Annotated in this window: 17 protein-coding genes and 1 tRNA gene; 2 read left to right on the top strand and 16 right to left on the bottom strand. The window is 70.1% G+C overall.

The window, feature by feature from the left end:
* The 11 genes from A4U64_RS03075 to A4U64_RS03025 form a co-directional block, all read right to left on the bottom strand.
* Nucleotides 1–987, bottom strand: coding sequence for an ABC transporter ATP-binding protein (locus tag A4U64_RS03075; protein ID WP_050035822.1), 987 nt, complete (start codon nt 985–987; stop codon nt 1–3).
* Nucleotides 984–1,889, bottom strand: coding sequence for an ABC transporter permease (locus A4U64_RS03070; RefSeq protein ID WP_065922128.1), 906 nt, complete (start codon nt 1,887–1,889; stop codon nt 984–986). The genes A4U64_RS03075 and A4U64_RS03070 overlap by 4 nt, the downstream gene beginning before the upstream one ends.
* Nucleotides 1,886–2,833, bottom strand: a complete 948-nt coding sequence (locus tag A4U64_RS03065; RefSeq protein ID WP_006945898.1) for an ABC transporter permease — start codon at nt 2,831–2,833, stop codon at nt 1,886–1,888. The genes A4U64_RS03070 and A4U64_RS03065 overlap by 4 nt, the downstream gene beginning before the upstream one ends.
* Nucleotides 2,834–2,886: 53 nt before the next feature.
* Nucleotides 2,887–4,422, bottom strand: coding sequence for an ABC transporter substrate-binding protein (locus tag A4U64_RS03060; RefSeq protein ID WP_006945902.1), 1,536 nt, complete (start codon nt 4,420–4,422; stop codon nt 2,887–2,889).
* 61 nt (nt 4,423–4,483) lie between these two features.
* Entirely contained in the window at nt 4,484–6,007 is a 1,524-nt protein-coding gene (locus tag A4U64_RS03055; RefSeq protein WP_050035824.1) for an ABC transporter substrate-binding protein, read from the bottom strand.
* Nucleotides 6,008–6,056: 49 nt separating this feature from the next.
* Nucleotides 6,057–7,601 (bottom strand): ABC transporter substrate-binding protein, encoded by a 1,545-nt coding sequence (locus tag A4U64_RS03050; RefSeq protein WP_065922127.1) that lies wholly within the window; start codon nt 7,599–7,601, stop codon nt 6,057–6,059.
* Between the two features lie 146 nt (nt 7,602–7,747).
* Nucleotides 7,748–8,623 carry an alpha/beta hydrolase gene (locus tag A4U64_RS03045; RefSeq protein WP_043798450.1) on the bottom strand — a complete coding sequence of 292 codons (876 nt, stop codon included), beginning with the start codon at nt 8,621–8,623 and terminating at the stop codon, nt 7,748–7,750.
* Between the two features lie 21 nt (nt 8,624–8,644).
* Nucleotides 8,645–9,082, bottom strand: coding sequence for a PPOX class F420-dependent oxidoreductase (locus A4U64_RS03040; RefSeq protein WP_006947587.1), 438 nt, complete (start codon nt 9,080–9,082; stop codon nt 8,645–8,647).
* A 4-nt stretch (nt 9,083–9,086) separates the two neighbouring features.
* Nucleotides 9,087–10,124, bottom strand: a complete 1,038-nt coding sequence (locus A4U64_RS03035) for a patatin-like phospholipase family protein (protein WP_006947586.1) — start codon at nt 10,122–10,124, stop codon at nt 9,087–9,089.
* Nucleotides 10,125–10,417: 293 nt separating this feature from the next.
* Nucleotides 10,418–11,008: a dCTP deaminase gene (gene dcd, locus A4U64_RS03030; protein WP_006947585.1), complete on the bottom strand. Its 591-nt coding sequence runs from the start codon at nt 11,006–11,008 to the stop codon at nt 10,418–10,420.
* A gap of 86 nt (nt 11,009–11,094) precedes the next feature.
* The gene (locus A4U64_RS03025) at nt 11,095–11,712 is read right to left on the bottom strand and encodes a TetR/AcrR family transcriptional regulator (RefSeq protein ID WP_006947584.1); all 618 of its coding nucleotides are present in this window, start codon (nt 11,710–11,712) and stop codon (nt 11,095–11,097) included.
* A gap of 90 nt (nt 11,713–11,802) precedes the next feature.
* On the opposite strand from A4U64_RS03025, the gene A4U64_RS03020 reads away from it, so the two are divergent.
* A complete protein-coding gene (locus A4U64_RS03020) occupies nt 11,803–12,624 on the top strand; it encodes an oxygenase MpaB family protein (protein WP_084648583.1) in 822 nt (273 codons plus the stop codon).
* On the opposite strand, the gene A4U64_RS03015 is transcribed toward A4U64_RS03020, so the two are convergent.
* Nucleotides 12,575–13,858: an esterase/lipase family protein gene (locus A4U64_RS03015; protein WP_043798456.1), complete on the bottom strand. Its 1,284-nt coding sequence runs from the start codon at nt 13,856–13,858 to the stop codon at nt 12,575–12,577. The genes A4U64_RS03020 and A4U64_RS03015 overlap by 50 nt on opposite strands.
* Nucleotides 13,859–14,079: 221 nt before the next feature.
* Between A4U64_RS03015 and A4U64_RS03010 the strand changes: the two genes are divergently transcribed.
* Nucleotides 14,080–14,150: transfer RNA gene (locus A4U64_RS03010), tRNA-Gly, on the top strand.
* Nucleotides 14,151–14,223: 73 nt separating this feature from the next.
* On the opposite strand, the gene A4U64_RS03005 is transcribed toward A4U64_RS03010, so the two are convergent.
* The 4 genes from A4U64_RS03005 to A4U64_RS02990 all read right to left on the bottom strand — a co-directional run bounded on the left by A4U64_RS03005 (nt 14,224) and on the right by A4U64_RS02990 (nt 18,264).
* On the bottom strand, nt 14,224–15,420 hold the full coding sequence (locus tag A4U64_RS03005) for a YeiH family protein (RefSeq protein ID WP_029545801.1): 1,197 nt from the start codon (nt 15,418–15,420) through the stop codon (nt 14,224–14,226).
* A 314-nt stretch (nt 15,421–15,734) separates the two neighbouring features.
* Nucleotides 15,735–16,769, bottom strand: coding sequence for an AraC family transcriptional regulator (locus A4U64_RS03000; RefSeq protein WP_065922126.1), 1,035 nt, complete (start codon nt 16,767–16,769; stop codon nt 15,735–15,737).
* A gap of 224 nt (nt 16,770–16,993) precedes the next feature.
* Nucleotides 16,994–17,815, bottom strand: coding sequence for a poly(3-hydroxyalkanoate) depolymerase (gene phaZ / locus A4U64_RS02995; RefSeq protein ID WP_065922125.1), 822 nt, complete (start codon nt 17,813–17,815; stop codon nt 16,994–16,996).
* On the bottom strand, nt 17,812–18,264 hold the full coding sequence (locus A4U64_RS02990; RefSeq protein WP_006937051.1) for a MaoC family dehydratase: 453 nt from the start codon (nt 18,262–18,264) through the stop codon (nt 17,812–17,814). The genes phaZ and A4U64_RS02990 overlap by 4 nt, the downstream gene beginning before the upstream one ends.
* Nucleotides 18,265–18,278 lie beyond the last annotated feature (14 nt).

Raw genomic sequence — 18,278 nt, 5'->3', positions numbered from 1 at the left:
TCATGAGGTTCCCTCCAGGATCAGATCGGTCACCCGCGCGCAGCGCGATACGCGGTCGTCGCCGACCGGCCGCAGCGGCACGTCGACGGCGCACTCGTCGGCCCGGTGCGCGCAGCGCGGTGCGAACCGGCAGCCGACGGGGATCGAGCCGGGCGGCGGTGGTGAGCCGGGGATGGTGTGCAGGTCCGTCCGGCCGCCGATGTCGGGCACCGATCGCAGCAGGCCCTCGGTGTACGGATGCCGGGGCGCCGCGTAGAGCGCCTCGGTGCGGGCCCGTTCGATCACCTGTCCCGCATACATCACCACCACCTCCGTGCACAGGTCGGCGACCACGCCGAGGTCGTGGGTCACGAACAGCACCCCCATGCCGAATCGTCCGGCCATCTCGCGGATCAGATCGAGCACCTGTGCCTGGATGGTGACGTCGAGCGCGGTGGTGGGTTCGTCGGCGACGAGCAGTTTCGGCTCGCACGCCAGGGCCATCGCGATCATCACCCGCTGCCGCATGCCCCCGGAGAACTCGTGCGGATACTGCCGGACCCGGCGTGCGGCATTCGGGATTCCGACGAGGTCGAGTACCTCCACGGCCCGGGCCGTGGCGTCCTTCCGGCTCATGCGGCGGTGCCGGCGCACCACCTCGGTGATCTGGTCACCGACCGTGAACACCGGGTTCAGGCTGGTCATCGGCTCCTGGAAGATCATGGCGATGTCGTTGCCGCGCACGGACTCCAGTTCGCGAGCAGGCATGGTCAGCAGGTCCCGTCCCTGGAACCGGATGCTGCCGGCGACCGTTCGGGACTGCCGGGGCGGCAGCAGCCGCAGCACCGAGGAACACGTGACGGACTTGCCGGAGCCCGACTCCCCGACCAGCCCGACCAGTTCGCCGGCCGCGACGTCGAAGGACACGTCCTGCAGGACCGGCGTCCAGCCGGACGCGGTGGCGAACTCGACGCCGAGGCCGTCGACGCTCAGCAGTGGTTCGATCATCGTTCGCTCCGGTTCTCGCGGCCCACCGAATCGCGGATGCCGTCACCGAGGGTGTTGCAGGCCAGTACGGCAAGGACGATGGCGACGGCGGGAATCAGGACGGGCCAGGCGGTGTAGTTCCAGGCCTCGCGTCCCTCGGCGAGCATCCGCCCCCAACTCGGGTCGGGCGGCTGGACCCCGAGGCCGAGGAAACTCAGCGAGGATTCGGCGAGCATGGCGAAGCCGCAGGCGAGACTGACCTGCACGATCAGCGGGGACAGGGTGTGCGGAAGGATGTGCTTGCGCACGATCCACGCGGTCGGGGTGCCGATGCTGCGGGACGCCTCGACGAAGGTGTTCTCCCGCACCGCGATCACCGCGCCGCGCACCACGCGGAAGAACCTGGGCCCGAAGACGATTCCGATGGCAATCATCGCGTTGGTGAGATTCGGCCCCATGACGCCGACGATCGCCATCGCCAGCAGCAGCGGCGGGAAGCTGAGGAAGGCGTCGGCGATCCGGGACAGCAGCGCGTCCCAGCGGCCGCCGAGAAACCCCGCCGTCAGCGCGGGGATCACGCCGAACGCCAGCCCCACCGACACCGAGATCGCCGCGGCCGAGACGGCGACCCGCGCGCCGTAGAGCAACCGCGACAGCGTGTCCCGGCCGAGGTTGTCCGTGCCGAGCAGATAGCCCTCGCTCAGCGGCGGCAGCCGGCGCGCCGTCAGTTCCTGCACCAGCGGATCATGCGGCGCGATCAGCGGCGCGGCGAGACCCAGCACCGTGATCAGCGTCAGGAACACGGCCGCCGCGACGGCTGCGCGGCGGCCACGGAACCGGCGCAGGAACCGGCGGCGCGGGGATTCGACGACAACCGGGGACGCATCCTCGGCGGTCTTCGGCAGCGTGATGGTTTCGCTCATGCGGCGCTCCTGGTCCGGGGGTTGAGGTAGCCGTACGAGATGTCGACGAGCAGGCTCATCACGACCGTCGCGAAGACACCGAAGATCACCACGCCCTGGATGGCGGGCAGGTCGCCGGACAGCACGGCCTGCACGGCGAAGTCCCCGAGTCCCTTGAGCCCGAACACCGACTCGATGACCGCCGTGCCGCCGAGCAGGAAGGCGATCTGCATGCCGAGCACCGTCGCGGTGGGGATGAACGCATTCTTGAGGGCGTGCTTCCACAGGACGGCACGTCGCCCGAGCCCCTTGGCCGTGGCGGTGCGGACGTAGTCCTGCTGCATCACGTCGATCATGGAACTGCGCAACTGGCGGGCGATCTCGGCCGCGGCAGCCAGTCCCAGCGCGATCGCCGGGAGCAGCAGGTGGCTGAGCCACGGCCACAGCCCCTTTGCGAGCGGTGTGTACCCGGTCGCGGGGAGTGCCTTCAACTGCAGGGAGAACACCAGCACCAGGATGAGACCGAGCACGAAGTTCGGTGTCGCGACGCCCAGCGTGGACCCGAGGCTGGTGGTCCGGTCCTGCCAGCTGCCGGGGCGGCTGCCGCCGATGATGCCGGCCGGAATACCCACTGCCAGCGCGACCAGCACCGACACGAGGGTCAACGACACGGTCACCGGCAGCCGGTCGACGATCATCTCGAGCACGGGGGCCTGATAGGTGAAGCTCGTCCCCAGGTCACCTCGCGCCAGACCGCCGAGGAAGTCGAGATACTGCACGACGACGGGCTGATCGAGGCCGAGATCCACGCGCACCGCCTCGATCTGCTGCGGTGTCGCGCTCTCCCCGGCGATCCGATGGGCTGGATCGCCCGGGATCAGGAATATCAGGCCGAACGTGATGGCGGTGGCGATCAGCAGCAGCGGTAGCACCGCGAGCAGCCGTTGGCCGATCAATCGAAGCATCCTGCCGGTCCTTTACATCTCTCGAGGTGTCGCTCGGGGCGCTGCCGCAGCGGTCATTCGGCGGCCGTGAGGCCGATCCCTCCCCATTCGTCCAATGCGCGGTACGGCTGGTATCCGACGACCCGGTCGGTGAGGGTGGCGCCGAGGTCGGCGAAGGCCAGGGGGATCATCAGTGCCTGGTCCACGACCGTGGCGGAGACGTCGCCGATGAGCCGTCCCCGGGTCTGCTGGTCCGGTTCGGCGTTCGCGGCGGCCAGGGCCTCCGCGAAGCCGGGAGTGACGTCGTGCGACGGGTTCTGCGGCGAATCCGGGGCGAAGTAGGTGGCCAGCAGCAGCGACGGATCGGCGCGTCCGGAGAAGGTGGTGAGCACGGCGTCGAGCTCCCCCCGGTTGAAGACCGGTGACATCTCGGCCGGGCTGAGCAGGCGGATCTGCATGGTGACCCCGATCGCGTCGAGCTGCTGCTGGACGATCTGCGCGATCCGCTCGTTCTCGGGCAGGTTCATCACCCCGGCGGTGAACGTGAACCCGTCGGGCAGGCCGGCGGCCGCGAGCGTCTCGCGGGCGGCCCGCTCCTCGTAGGCGTAGCGGTCGGCCAGTTCCGGGTTGTAGGCGAAGTAGCCCTGCGGGAAGTTCTGGCTGGCCGCCTCGCCGTGACCTTCGAGGGCGGAGTCGACAAGAGCCTGCCGGTCGATCGCGGTGCTCAGCGCCCGGCGCACGTCGACATTGCCGAATTCGCTTCGGGTGCGGTTGAAGTGCAGGACGTAGTGGTTCAGGCTGGTCTGCACCTGCGAGTCCAGGCCCTGTGCGGCGGCGGGGTCGATCGAGAGCGGCGTGGCCATCGCGATGTCGAGTTCGCCCGACGCCATCGCGTTGATGCGGGTCTGTGGGTCGGTGACGACCTCCCATTCGAAGCGTCCGGCGGTCACCGACTCCGGATCCCAGTAGCCGTCCCAGGCCACGAAGTCGTACGATGCGCCGGGCTGGGCGTCGGCGACGATGTACCGGCCCGCGCCGACGGGTCGCAGCACCAGGGCGGCGTCCTTCTCCGGCGTGCCGAACGCATTCGGGCTGACCATCATTCCGGGCAGATCGGACAGGGTCAGGACGAGTTGTGTGCCGGGTCCGGTCAACCGCAGCACCACCGTGGTGGGGTCGGGGGTCTCGATCGCCTCGACCGGAGCGAGCATCGTCGTGGTGATCGAGTCCGGCTCCTGGGCGCGTTCGAGGTTGGCCTTGACCGCCTGTGCGTCCAGCGGGGTGCCGTCCTGGAACTGCAGTCCCTCCCGCAGGTGGAAGGTGAGGGTGCGGCCGTCGTCGGAGAACTCCCACGACTCGGCCAGTCCCGGAATCGGGTTCGCGTCCCGGTCGCGGTGCACCAGCCGGTCGTACACCTGGGTCAGCATGATGTTGTCCTGCGCGACCCGGGTCTTGTGCGGATCGAAGGACGACGCCCCGTAGGTGGTGGCGTACCGCAGCGTCGCCTGGGGGTCGACGGCGTCCGACGTCGCGGTGCCGGCGGACCCGCACCCGGCGAGGAGCGCGACGGCCAGCGCGGCGCCCAGGGCGAGTCTCGTACGACGGGCCATGATGTTCTCCGATTCTCGGCGTGGGATGGAGACGGGACGCGGGGTGGGAGGAAGACGGGTGTTACGGCGCGGCCACCCCGACGCCGCGCCACTCGTCGAGCACCCGGCTCGGCTCGTAGCCGACGACGGTGCCGGAGGTGATCGCACCCAGGTCGGCGAACGCGACGGGCAACATCGCGGCGTGATCCATCACCACCGCGTTCACCTCCCCGAGCAGGGCGGCACGTTCGCCGGGATCGGTGGCCCGGTTGGCTGCTTCCATCGCCGTCCGGAAGCCGAGGATATCGTCGTGCGACGGGTTCTGCGGCGAGTCCTGCCCGTAGTACGAGGTCAGCAGCAGCGACGGTTCGGCGCGACCGGTCAGGGTGGTGAGGATGGCGTCGAGCTCGCCGCGGTTGAATGCGGGATTGAGGTCGGTCGGCGTCATCGACCGGATCTCCATCGTGATCCCCACCCGCGCCAGCTGTTCCTGCATGATCTGCGCGATGAGCTGGTTCTCCGGCAGGTTCGACGCGCCGGCGACGAACGAGAATCCGTTCGGCACACCGGCCTGTGCGAGCAGGGCCTTCGCGCGTTCGGGGTCGAACGCGTACTGGCCGTCGAGGGCGGCGTTGTGCGCGAAGTACCCGGAGGGGAAGTTCTGGCTGGCGGCCTCGCCGTGACCTTCGAGTGCGGTCTCGACGACGGCCTCCCGGTCGACGGCGTGGGCGAGTGCCTGCCGCACTTCGAGGTTCCCGAACTCGCTGCGGGTCCGGTTGAGGTTGAGCACGTAGTTGTTGAGGGTGGTCTGCACGTGCGACTCGAGGCCCTGTTGTTCGGCCGGGTCGACGGACAGCGGGGTGGCGATCGCGGCGTCGAGCTGACCGGAGGCCACCGCGCTCACCCGGGTCTGCGGATCGGTCATCACGATCCACTCGAAGGCGCGGGCCTGCACCGCCTCCGGATCCCAGTAGCCGTCCCGGGCGACGAACTCGTACTGCGCACCGGGCTGTGCGTGCGCGACGGTGTAGCGTCCGGTGCCGGCGGGGGTCAGCACCAGGGCGGCGTCCTTGTCGGGGGTGCCGAACGCGTTGGGGTTGACCATCATTCCGGGCAGATCGGAGAGGGTGAGCACGAGTTGCCCGCCCGGGCCGTCGAGTCGCAGGACCACGGTCTGCGGGTCGGGGGCCTCGACGGCGGCGACGCCGGCGAGCATGGCGGCGGTGATCGAGTCGGGCTGCATCGCCCGTTCGAGGTTGGCCATCACCGCGGAGGCGTCGAACGGGGTGCCGTCGGAGAACGTCACGTCCTGCCGCAGGCGCAGCGTCAGGGTGGACCCGTCGTCGGCGAACTCCCACGATTCGGCCAGCCCGGGAATCGGATTCGCGTCCCGATCACGGTGCACCAACCGGTCGTAGACCAGGTTGAGCATGATCGAGTCGCTGGTGATCCTCGTCTTGTGCGGGTCGAACGACGACGCACCGTAGGTGGTGGCATAGCGCAACGTCGCGTTCGGGTCGACGGTCTGCGCGGCGTCCGTCGCCGCGGAACTGCCGCACCCGGCCACCGCGACGGCGACGGCGAGCACGGACAGGGCGGCCTTCATCGATCTGTGAAACATCAGATTCCTCGGGGGGTTCGGGTCGTCGAGGGGTTCACGGGGCGGCGACGCCGACGCCGCGCCACTCGTCGACGAGCAGGGTGGGTTCGTAGCCCACGACCTGATCGGTCAGGGTGGAGCCGAGCTCGAAGAACACCAGCGGGATCGCGAGCGCGTTGTCGCTGACCAGCTTCGACACGTTGCCGAGCTTGCCGGCGCGCGCCTGCGGATCGGACTCGCGGTTGGCCGCATCCAGGGCCTCCTGGAATCCGGGGGCCGTGCTGCGGGACGGGTTCTGCGGAGACTCCGCCCCGTACAGCGAGGAGAACAGCAGGGCGGGATCGGACCGGCCGGTGAAGGTGGTGACGACGGCGTCGGCGTCCCCGCGGTTGAACGTCGGGGAGGCTTCGGACGGCGGCATCGGCTTCAACTGCATGTCGATGCCGACCTCGGCGAGCTGTTGCTGCACGATCTGGGCCACCTGCACGTTCTCGGGCAGGTTGAGCAGGATCGCAGTGAAGGAGAACCCGTTCGGCAGTCCCGCCTGTGCCAGGAGCTCCCGCGCCCTGTCGGGGTCGTACGGGTAGGCTCCGGCCAGGTCGGGCTCGTAGGCGAAGTAGTCCTTCGGGAAGTTCTGCGTCGCGGCCTCGGCGTGGCCCTCCATCGCGGTGTCGGCGATGGACTGCCGGTCGATCGCGTACGCCAGCGCCTGCCGCACCTCCGGCTTGCCGAACTCCCCGCGCGACCGGTTGAGGTTGATGGCCATGTGGTCGAGCCGCAGCGCCGTCTCGACCCGAAGGCCCTGCTGCTCGGCGGCATCGATGGTCAGTGGCGTGGTGATGGCGGCGTCCAGGTCTCCGGAGGACACGGCGTTGAGCCGGGCCTGCGGATCGGTCATCACGGTCCACACCACGCTGTCGGTGCGGACCGCGTCGGGATCCCAGTAGCCGGGCCGCGCGGCGAACTCGTACTCGGCGCCCGGCTGCGCGCGGGTGACCGTGTAGCGGCCGGCACCGGCCGGGGTGAGCGCCAGCGCGGCGTTCTTCTCCGGGGTTCCGAATGCGTCGGGGTCGACGATCATCCCGGCCAGGTCGGACAGCGCGAGGACGAGCTGGGCGCCGGGCCGGTCCAGCGCGAGCACGACGGTGCGATCGTCGGGGGTCGTGATGCCGGTGACCCCGGCGAGCATCGGCGCCGTCACCGAGTCCGGTTCGAGTGCGCGGTTCAGGTTGGCCTGGACGGCGGCCGCGTCCACCGGGGATCCGTCGGCGAAGCTCACCCCCTCGCGCAGATGCAGCGTGAGGGACTCGTCCGTCAGCTCCCATGATTCGGCCAGGCCGGAGACGGGTTGCGCATCGACGTCGCGGTGCACGAGCCGGTCGTAGACCAGGTTGAGCATCGTGGCGTCACTGGTGATCTTCGTCTTGTGGGGGTCGAAGGAGGACGCACCGAAGACCGTCGCGTAGCGCAGGGGGATCGTCGGGTCGGCGACCCCCGAGTGCTCGGACACCTCGGAGCCGCATGCGGCCGCCAGCACCGCGCACGTCCCGAGGGCGGCCGTCCACCGCCGGATGGAAAACCTGCCCGTTGCGACCGGCATCTCGCCCCTTCCTCGAAGCGCTCGCGCGCACAGTCGATTTCAGGACGGACGTCGATGCGCACGGCCTGTTACCGACCGAACGTAGGGGCTTGTGACATGCCGCACATCGCCGTTCCCACTGAACGAGACCGTGCGGGAACAGGTGGTCAGCCGAGCGTGCCGAGAAGGGTGGAATTCACCTCCGCGGCCGGGACCATGGGCATCGTGTGGTGCGTTGCTCCCTCGACGATCACCGGCCGCAGCCGCGAGCTCGTCGCCGCGACCGCGGCCGCCACCCGCGCGCTGTCGTGGATCTTGCTGCCGGCCGCGAGAATCACCGTCGTGTCGACCGCGAGACCGGCGAGGGTGGGACGTGCGGGGCGTTTCGGGACGACCAGCTTCGCCGCCGGGAAGTGCTCGGCGCCCTGGGCGGCGAGGTTCAGCCAGTCCGCGTCGAGGGGCCGGCCGCCGGTCTCCCACGCGAGGAAGCTGCGCTGGCGGTGGCCGCTCGGCCGGAGTAGCAGGGGGATCGCGCGGGCGAGGTACTGTGCGCGCATCCCGGCGAAGCACGAATTCGGATCGAGCAACACTATGTTCGAGATCCGCTCGGGGCGTTCGAGCGCGTAGGCGAGCGCGATCATCGCCCCGTACGAGTGGCCGGCCAGCCGGAACGAGGACAGGCCGAGCGTCGCCGCGATGCCGTCGAGCCACGACAGCAGATCGTCCACGCTGCGCATCGGCTTTCCGTGCGCGACACTCCGTCCCACGTCACCGATCGGATCCACCGCCAGGACCCGGTACCGGGTGGCGAGCGCGGCGGCGTTGGCGAACCACACCGTCGACGTCGCTCCCCCTCCGGGCAGCAGGAGGACCGGCGGCGCGTCCTCGCGGCCGCAGACGTTGATATGCGTTGTGCCGAATTCCGATTCGACCGTCACTGCGCCGACGTCCGCCGGCCACTTCGCGAGCACGGCATCGTAGGCGCGGAGGAACTGCCTCCCCGCAGTGGAGGCCGCGAATTCTGTTGTCGACGCACGCGGCATCGCCTTCCCCCATCGTCCGGATCAGCCGGTCGGTCCGGCCATCCCGTAGAACCGTTCGACCCGCATCGTCAGCACGAGCCGGCGGTCGGCGACCATCGCGTCCCGGAACTCGTCCCAGTCCGGGTGTTCGCCCTGCACCGCCCGATACAGGGCGACGAGTTCCTCGACGGTGTCGTCGTGCGGGTCCTTCGCGACGGGCGACAGTTCGGCGGTGCCCTCCGCGACCGCGTACGCCCAGCCGTCGGCGGCGCTGACATACAGGCTCACGCGCGGGTCGCGGCGCATGTTCGCGGTCTTGGCCCGCCCGTCGGTGATGGAGACCGAGAACGTCCGGGCGCCGGGGTCGTAGTGGTACACGATGTTGGAGAGCTGCGGCCGCCCGTCCCGCTTCAGCGTGACGAGGGCGCCGATCTTCGTTGCAGCGAAGAGTGATTCGATCCTGTCTGCGGGCGCCGTCATGGGATCACCATCTCTTTCCGTGGGAACGGTAGCGCTTGACGTACTCCACCCAGTTCCAGGTCGACAGGAACCCCTGCGCCGCCTCGTACCCCTTGGCGAACTGTGCCTCGATCTCGGACTTGTCGAGGTGGAAGTCGAGGACCCCCACCTCGGTCGAGTCGACCCGGATCGTGCGGGCGCTGACCCACGGCTGGTTGAGGTGGGCCTGGTCGCGGCCGACGAGCACGGTGGTGACGATGCCCTCGATCAGCTCCGGGGAGTCGCCGAGGGCCGAGAACGGACGCAGCAGCCGCAGCGGTGGGAGGACCTTGTCGTTGTCGGCGGGCAGGTTCGGCAGCACGGTGACGCCGAAGGTGGGCCAGCGGGGTTGCTCGGTGTCGATCCGGTCGAGCGAGTCGATCGGGAAGTTCGACAGCAGCCCGCCGTCGACCAGTGTCGACGTCAACCCGGACGTGGCGGTGAGCGTCGCGGGCCGGAAATAGAACGGGATCGACATGGACGCGCGCACCGCGTCGGCCACCGACTGCTCGTCGGGATCGAGGCCGTAGACCGACCGGTAGTCCCACGGCAGCCGGACCAGCAGGCCCCGCGTGATGTCCGTGACGGTGACCACCAGCCGGTACCGTCGCTCCTCCGGGATGTCGTCGTCCTCCATCCGCAGATCCCCGAAGGTGCTGACGCCCAGGTCCTTCAGCGTGTCCCGGATCCAGGCGTGCGCGTAGTCGCCCTGGTAGATCCCCGACCCCCGGAGCACCCCGAATGCGGGACCCAGCAGGGGAATCCGTTCGACGGGCCCCGGGTCGAGGAACTTGCGGTACTTGATCCCGAAGACGGCGTCGCGCATCTGCTCGCCCGTCCATCCGGCCTTCGATCCGGCCGCGACGATGGCGCCGACCACCGCCCCCGCGGACGTGCCCGACACCCGGTTGAGCCGGTATCCGGCGTCGGCCAGAGCCACGACGGCACCGGCGAGGCCGATGCCCTTCACCCCGCCGCCGGCGAGGACGAGGTCGGCGACGTCCGGATGCGGGGCTGCGGTCATCGCACACCCCCGAGGCCGCGTCCGCCGCCCGGGACGATCCGTTCGCACCCGTACATGGCCGCCTCCTCCTGCACCGCAGTGCCGCATCGACGAACTGTTCGCGGGACGGACGCACCCGGCTCCCCTGTCCCGTTCACACTATGCCGGGCACCGTGCGAACGCTGGCAGGAAATCGCGGTCCGGACTGTGAAGTGGCGGCTGAACGGGAGGATCTCGTGTCGAGGGGGCGCCTGTTGCGGCGAACGGCGAGAGGCCAGCGCAGCAACCGCCCCTTCGACGCGACAACCGCCCGGTCAGCTCGGGCGGGCGTCGGGGTGTTCGCGCACGAAGTTGAGATACGCCTTCGACGGCGTCGGGCCGCGCTGGCCCTGGTACTTCGACCCGACGGCGGCGCTGCCGTAGGGGTGCTCGGCCGGGCTGGTCAGCCGGAACAGGCACAACTGCCCGATCTTCATCCCCGGCCACAGCGTGATCGGCAGGTTGGCGACGTTGGAGAGCTCGAGGGTGATGTGCCCGCTGAAGCCCGGGTCGATGAACCCGGCCGTGGAGTGGGTGAGCAGCCCGAGGCGGCCGAGCGACGACTTGCCCTCGAGCCGGCCGGCGAGGTCGTCGGGCAGGCTGCACGTCTCCATCGTCGAGCCGAGCACGAACTCGCCCGGGTGCAGCACGAACGGCTCCCCGGGCGGGGCCTGCACCAGCGAGGTGAGCTCGTCCTGGCGCTGCGCGGGGTCGATGTGCGTGTAGCGGGTGTTGTTGAAGACGCGGAACAGGCTGTCGAGCCGTACGTCCACGCTCGACGGCTGCACCATCGCCGCATCGAAGGGGTCGATGCCGAGACGCCCGGAGGCGACCTCGGCGCGGATGTCGCGATCGGAGAGCAGCACGAGGTAGAGGCTAACAACCCGCACCGGGCGGCTCGAGAGCGCTCGAGGTTGTCAGCCGCGCCGGATGTCCGTCGCCGCCGGTCGCGTCAGCGGGCCTGCGACGACATCGTGAGCAGGAAATCGGTGCAGGCCTCGATCACCTCGTCCTGGCTCAGCGGGCTGTCGCCCTCGAGCCACGCCGTGAGCACCTGTGCGAGGCCGCCGACGACGAAGTGCGCCGCGAGGTCGAGCCGGGGCGTCGAGCTCACCTCGAAGAAGTCCACCGCCTGCGCCGTCACCAGCCCGGCGAACATGCGCGACGACTCGAGTCGCCGGCTCACCAGCTGGGGGTTGGCCTGGCTGACGGAGAAGATCAGCCGGCCCATGCGCGGGTCCTCGGCGACCTCGCGGACGATGTTCTCCACGCCGGCCCGGACCACCGACCGTTCGTCGCGCGGTGCCTCCGTGACCGCGCGCAGGGTGCTCTCGGCGATCCGCTGGATCACGTGGTCGTACACGGCGACGGTGAGTTCGTCGCGATCGGGGAAGTTTTCGTAGAAGTAGCGTGAGGCCAGGCCGGTGCGCTTGCACACGCCGCGGACGGACAGGGTGTGATCGCCGTCGGGTCCGCCGAGGATGTCGAGCCCGGCCTCGATGAGCTGCGCCCGCCGTTCCGCCTGCCGCTGTTCTCCCCCGCGTCCCCCGTAGAGCCGTCCTGTCACCATCCGTCCATCTTCTCAGGAGAGCTCTTTACCCCGATCATATATGTGACTACAGTCGTGTTCACATATAGGACGGACGAAGGGATCGACCTCGTGACCACCCTCGAGAAGCCTGCCGAGTTCGACGACGTCATGGACGGCCTCGGCCTCATGGCCGGCGCGGCGAACGTCATCATGCAGCTGTCCCACCCCGGCGTCGGCTACGGCGTCGTCGAGAGCCGTGTCGCCTCCGGCCGGCTGTTCGACCATCCGATCAAACGCACCCGCACCACCCTCACCTACCTGGCGGTCGCGGCCACCGGCACCGACGAGGAGAAGCAGCTCTTCCGGCGCGCCGTCAACACCGCCCACCGCCACGTCCGCTCCACCGAGGCGAGCCCGGTCGAATACAACGCCTTCGACCCCGAACTGCAGCTGTGGGTGGCCGCGTGCATCTACCGCGGCTTCGAGGACGTGCACCACGCGCTCTACGGACCGATCCCGGCCGAGGCCGTCGAGTGGTACTACCGCAAGGGCGCCACCTTCGGCACCACCCTGCAGGTCAAGCCCGACATGTGGCCGATCGACCGCGAGGCGTTCGAGGAGTACTGGAACGAAGCGCTCGCCAAGGTCGACATCGACGACGTCGTGCGCGACCATCTCTACGCCATCGCCGCCATGCGGTTCCTGCCCCGCCCGGTGTCGCTGCTGTTCGGCCGGCTCAACCTGTTCCTCACCGCCGGCTTCCTGCCGCCGATGTTCCGCGACCGGATGCGGCTGCCGTGGAGCCCGCGCGACCAGCGCCGCTTCGACCGGCTCATGCGCACCCTCGGGGCGGTCAACTCGCGGCTCCCGGTGGCGCTGCGCGAAGCGCCCTACCGGCTGCTCATGGCCGATCTGCGCCGGCGGATCCGGACGGGCCGTCCGCTGGTCTAGCCCCTCCGGGGCCGGTACGCAGCCACATCAGCAGCTGCCGGTAGACCTCGTCGTCGTTGAGCAGCGTCAGATGGTGCGCCGGCGCCCGGTGCATGCCGTCCTCCATGCGGAAGCCGATGCGCCGGGTCCGGCCGTGCCCCGACGCGCTCGGCACCAGGACGAGTCCGTCCCCGAGCAACCGCCCCAGCGGATGAGCCGGGCTGCGCGTCAGGGTCGCCGACACGAAGCAGTGCATCGCCCCGTCGAGCAGGGGCACCTCCCGGCACACGGCGCGGCGCAGGTCGTCGATGCCGCGACCGGACCAGTCCTCGTCCACCACGGCGCCCTGGTTCAGGTCGCGGATGCCGGCGCTGCGCCGTCGCAGCAGCGTCCCGAACGGCCGCAGCTCCGGGACTGCGACGAGCGCGGCGCTCGCGTAGTGCACCGCCTGCTCGAGCGGCGCCCCCAGATGCGGGGATCCGAGCGAAACGACATGGCGCACACGATGAGTCCACGCCGCATCGGTCTCGGTGCCGTAGAAGCAGGCGCTGCGCGCGACGAGCCCACCCATGGAATGGCCGATCAACGCGAGCTGCTCGACCTTGCGCGGCCACGCCCGCACGAGCGCGTCGAGCAGCGCCGACAGCTCCCGACCGTTCGCGGAGATGCGCCGGCCCGTGTTGTAGCGGACGAACACGGACGTGCAGCCGAGATCGTCGACGAGTCGTTCGCCGTAGGTGCGGCGGCCGCCGAACCGCCACGTCGTCTCGGTCTCCATCAGACCGTGGACGAACACCACCACGCGGCCCGTCGCGTGCGGGAACGCGCGGGCGAGGCCCTCGGTCGTGAGTGGCACGGCCCGGCTGTCCACCCGCACCGACATCGGCAGCGCCAGCGGTGAGCCCTCGGCCTCGAGGACGTCGCCGATGAGGCCCTCGACCGCGGCGATCGCCATCGCCCCGCGGACGCTCTCCGACGGCAACCGGTCGCCGGTGGACTCCGCGAGCCCGAGCGCGGCCAGCTTCCCCGTCGCCGCGGCGGCACCCCTGATCGCGGAATAGACCCCGTCGGCGATCGCGTCGTGCGCGGCCTTCACCGCGAGCGCCGGCGTCCCGACGCCCAGTGCGACCGCCCCGAACACCCGGTCGGAGATGCTGCGGTGCATCGCCTGCACGCCCCCGGTCGCCGCGCCCACCTCGTCCAGCAGCAGCCGAGCCAGCTCGGACGCCTCGGACCGCTCCCCCGTGGCCTTCATGCTCCCAGTGTGGGGGTGCGACGCGCCGCTGTCGCGGCGGGTGCGAGCGGGAGCTTCCGGCGACGAGGGGGTGGTTCCGGAGGCCTCCACTCGGCGTTTGCCGCAACAACCTCCCCCTCGAAACGGAACGCTCCGGGGTGGATGTGACGTCGTCCGTGCGGAGTCTGCTACAGTGTGCGACGAGCGTGGACGGAGCCGAGAAATCGGCAAAAGCCCAGCGTGCCGATGTAGTTCAATGGTAGAACATCAGCTTCCCAAGCTGAATACGCGGGTTCGATTCCCGTCATCGGCTCTCCCGAAGGCCCCGGACCGCGCATCGCGCAGCCGGGGCCTTCGTCGTCGGCGGGTCGGCGCCCACATACCGGCTAGCCGACCAGCAGCACCCCGGTGAGCGCGGTCGCGGCGACGATGATCGTCGAGGCGGCGGCGAGAGCGAAGGGCCGCCACCCGACACCGCGCAACACGGACAGCCGGACCCCGGTGCCGAGCGCGAACATCGCGGCGGTGAGCAGCGCGGTCTGGGTCAGTCGCGCGGCGTCGAGCCACCCCGGTCCGAGAACACCGGTGGCCCGCAGCGCCACGCAGGCGAGGAATCCGACCAGGAACAGCGGCACCAAGGGCGGTCGCCGCGTCTGCGTGGGCGTGGCGGTGCGGCGTCGTGACGCCACCCCGATCCACGCGACCACCGGCGCCAGCAGCGCCACCCGGGCCAGCTTGACCGTCACTGCAATGGCCAGGGCACCGCCGCCCACCGCCGCGGCCGACGACCCCGCGTCGAGCGCGCCGCCGGCCGCGACCACCTGCGCCACCTCGTGAATCGCCGCGCCGGCCCACATTCCCGCCTGTGTCGAGTCCAGACCCAGGGCGGCCGCAGCCGCGGGAAGAGCCGGAATCATCACGGTGCCGAAGACGACGACCAGCGCGATGGTGGTCACCAGTTCCCGCTTACGTGCGTTCACCACGCCGTCGACCGCGGCCGCGGCCGCGGCACCGCAGATTGAGAAACTGCACGCGATCAGCAGCCGTTGCGTCCAGCCGATCCCGAGCAACTTCCCGAGCGCCATCGACCCGGCGATGCCCAGGCCGACCACCGCAGCGACCACCGCGAGCGTCCCCCACCCCAGTGCCAGCACGTTCGGCAGCAGCAGTTGCAGACCGAGCAGCGCGACTCCGATACGGAGCAGCCGCCGCGAGGCGACGGTCACACCCGGCTCGAAGACCGTCGGCAGCGTTCCCAGATTCGCGACCACCGCGCCGAGCAGGATCGCGATCAGCAGAGGGCTGATCCCACCCAACAGGCGCGCCGCGACAACTGCCACCGCCGCCGCGGCGGCAGACAACACCAATCCGGGCAGCGATGCACGCGCCCGTTCGAGCGCGACCTTCCCGTTGAGCCGGGTGCCGCGGCCGCCGCTGCGCCCGTCTCCGCCTCGGCCGCCCGACTCGGCCTGGCCGGTCCCCACGCCCGCGGCCGGCCGCGTATCCGCTCCGCCCGACGTGTCGTGGTCGGGATCCCTGCGGTCGGACTCCGCGGCCGCGGTAGCATCCAGCACGCTGCACACTCTCCTTCTTCGTCATGTCGGCCCGGGCATCCCGGCCCGGTCGAGGTATTCGACGTGGGGTCGGGTCCGTCAGGCTCGGTGGGTGACCGAGATCTGTTCCACGTCGGTGCATTACGGACACTTCGCGGTGACCGGCTCGCCGGGATCAACGTCGCCGCGATCGAACGGGCCACGGTCACCGACCCGGCCGGGAATCTCCCTGCAGGGCCTGAATTGCGACGCACCTCACGGTATCCGGATTCGGCACGGCATACTGTCCCTATCGGGACACGGTGTATTCGATATGGGACACCGCGTTCGCGCGGATGCCGGTGTCATACCAGCGCGTTCCCGGCCCGCACGGCGGTGTCCGTCCGGTGTTGAGCGCGCCATTGCCTTGGGCTGCAGTCGAATTCGTTGCTGAACCAGCGGGAGAAGTTGCTTGCCGAGGAGAAGCCGAGCAGATCGGCGACCTCGGTGAGCGAGTAACGACGGCCGGCGACGAGGTGTTCGGCCAGGTCCACGCGGGTGGCGGTGAGCACCGCGGTGTAGTTCTGCCCCGCCTCGGCGAGATGGCGGTGTACGGTGCGCCGGTCGACCCCGAGGCTGCGGGCGACCTGCTCGACCGAGCATCGCCCGGTGGGCAGCAGCAGTTCGATCAGCTCGCGGACCCGGGTGACGGGCGTCGCCTCGGGCCGGGTGTCGATGGTGTCGAGGAATTGGCGCGCATACGGGCCGATCGAGGGACCCGACATGGCGTTGGGAGCGTCGAGATCGCTTGTGTAGAGGACAATTCCGGAGAACTCCTGGTCGAACTTGACCATCGGGCCGAACGCCTCGAGGTGGGCGCTGGTGTCCTCGGGGGCGAAATGGGTGAAGCAGACCGCCAGGGGCTGCCAGCGGCCGCCGCGGAAATCGCGTAACAGCCCGTGCAGTACCCCCATCGCCAGTTCCGTGGCCTGCCGGGTGTCGGCGGGTTCGCCCAGCTCGAGCCCGACCCGGATCGTCGCCACGTCCTCTGCCTCGACCAACCGCAGCCGCAGAGCCTCGTTGTACATGTGCTGATAGCGCATCAGGAACTTCAGCGCGCTGCGGACGTCGGGTTCCTCCCGGATGACCAGGCTCACCGGGCCGAGGCTGGCAAAGCGCCGACGCTCGACGAGCCGCAGCGCGAAGTCGGGGCAGCGGGTCGCGGCGGCCGAGCGTTCCAGCAGGCGGGCGATCGCGACGGCGGGGATCCACCGGTCCGGCAGCCCCAACCCGGCGGGATCGAGCCCGACGCTGCGCAGCAGTGGCGTCGGATCCGTGCCCAGCGACGCGCACAGGTCGGCGTACCCTGTGATCGCGGCGTAGCGGGCCAACGGCTTCATGTCCGGCCCCACCTCTCGCCCCGGAGAGAACACCTATGTCACCTCAAGATACGCTCGATCGGGCGGTGAGACACGCCCCGGATGGCGCCGATCGAAATCGCCGCCGGGGACACCGATGATCACGTGCGCCGTGTCGCACCGACGGCTGTTCGGCAGCGCGGGGACGGTCCCCCGCGCGGGCGGCGGCCGCGAGTGCGTGCGTCGGCGGTCGTGGGCGATCGTCATCATCGTTGTTCGGGTTCGTGGAGGAAGGCGTCGATCACCGGGGCGAGTCTGCCGGCGTTGGTGATCGGTTCGATATGTCCGCCGTTGTGCAGGTACAGGGTGGCGTGGGGTAGCAGTCGGTGCAGGATGTGGGCGTTGACGATCGGAACGATGGGGTCGTCGGTGCCGGCGACGATCAGGGTGGGTTGGCGGATGAGGGGAAGCATCGGCAGGCTGGTCCACACGGCGCCGGCGAGCAGCTGGTGCAGGTAACCGATCGTCGATCCGGCGTGGGTCTGGGTGTCGAAGAGGGCGGCGATGTCGCTGCCCTGGTTTCTCGCGGTGCCGCCGTAGATCTGGCCGGCGATCGCTGCGGTGTGATCGGGGTCGGTGAACCGGCGACCGGTGAGCATCTTGGCGAGCACCCGGGGATGTCCGGGCACCATGAGCGCCCCGGTGGCGGTGGCGACGAGCACGAGTCGCCGGCACCGGCGCGGGTTCTGGAAGGCGAACTGCTGGGCCAGCGCGCCGCCCCAGGACAGGCCGAGTACGTCCACCACGCCGATACCGAGCCGGTCGAGGACCCGTCCCAGCAGCCGCGCCAGGTAGCCGAACCCGTAGGGCGCGAACGAGGTCCGCGACCCGCCGACGCCGGGGACGTCGAACCGGACGATCGTGGTGGCCGGGTCGAGGGCGGCGACGAACGGGTCGAGCACCTCGAGCCCGGCGCCGATCCCGTTGCACAGCACCAGCGGCACCCCCGACCCGCGCCGGATGTGGACCCGGATGCGTTGCCGGCCCACGGTGAGGGTGCGCTGCGTGGTGCGAGCGTCTCCGGTCATCGGTAGACGACGACGACCTCGGCGACGCACACCGGCCGCGTCCCGCCCCGGATCTCGTAGGTGAGGGTGAACACGGCCTCGATGCCGGCGGGTTTCTCCACTGCGGCGGTGAGGGTGACGGTGGCGCGCAGTTCGGCTCCGACCGGGACCGGCGCGGGGAATCGGACCTTGTTCACCCCGTAGTTCACTGCCATCCCGAGGTGGTCGATGGCGAGTACCTCGGCGAGCACGATCGGCGTCAGCGACAGGGTGAGGTAGCCGTGCGCGATGGTGGTGCCGAACGGTCCGGCCACCGCCCGGTCGGGGTCGGTGTGGATCCACTGGTGGTCGCCGGTGGCGTCGGCGAACCGGTTCACCTGCTCCTGGGTGATCTCGCGCCAGTCGGTGCGGCCGAGTTCGTGCCCGACCAGGTCGAGCAGTGCTTTCGGGTTGTCGAGTGTGGTGGTCATGATGTCGCTTCCTG

The sequence above is a fragment of the Rhodococcus sp. WB1 genome, from assembly GCF_001700945.1.
Lineage (GTDB): Bacteria > Actinomycetota > Actinomycetes > Mycobacteriales > Mycobacteriaceae > Rhodococcus > Rhodococcus aetherivorans.
The sequence above is the reverse complement of the archived record's forward strand: the minus strand, read 5'-3'. Positions and strand labels throughout refer to the sequence as shown.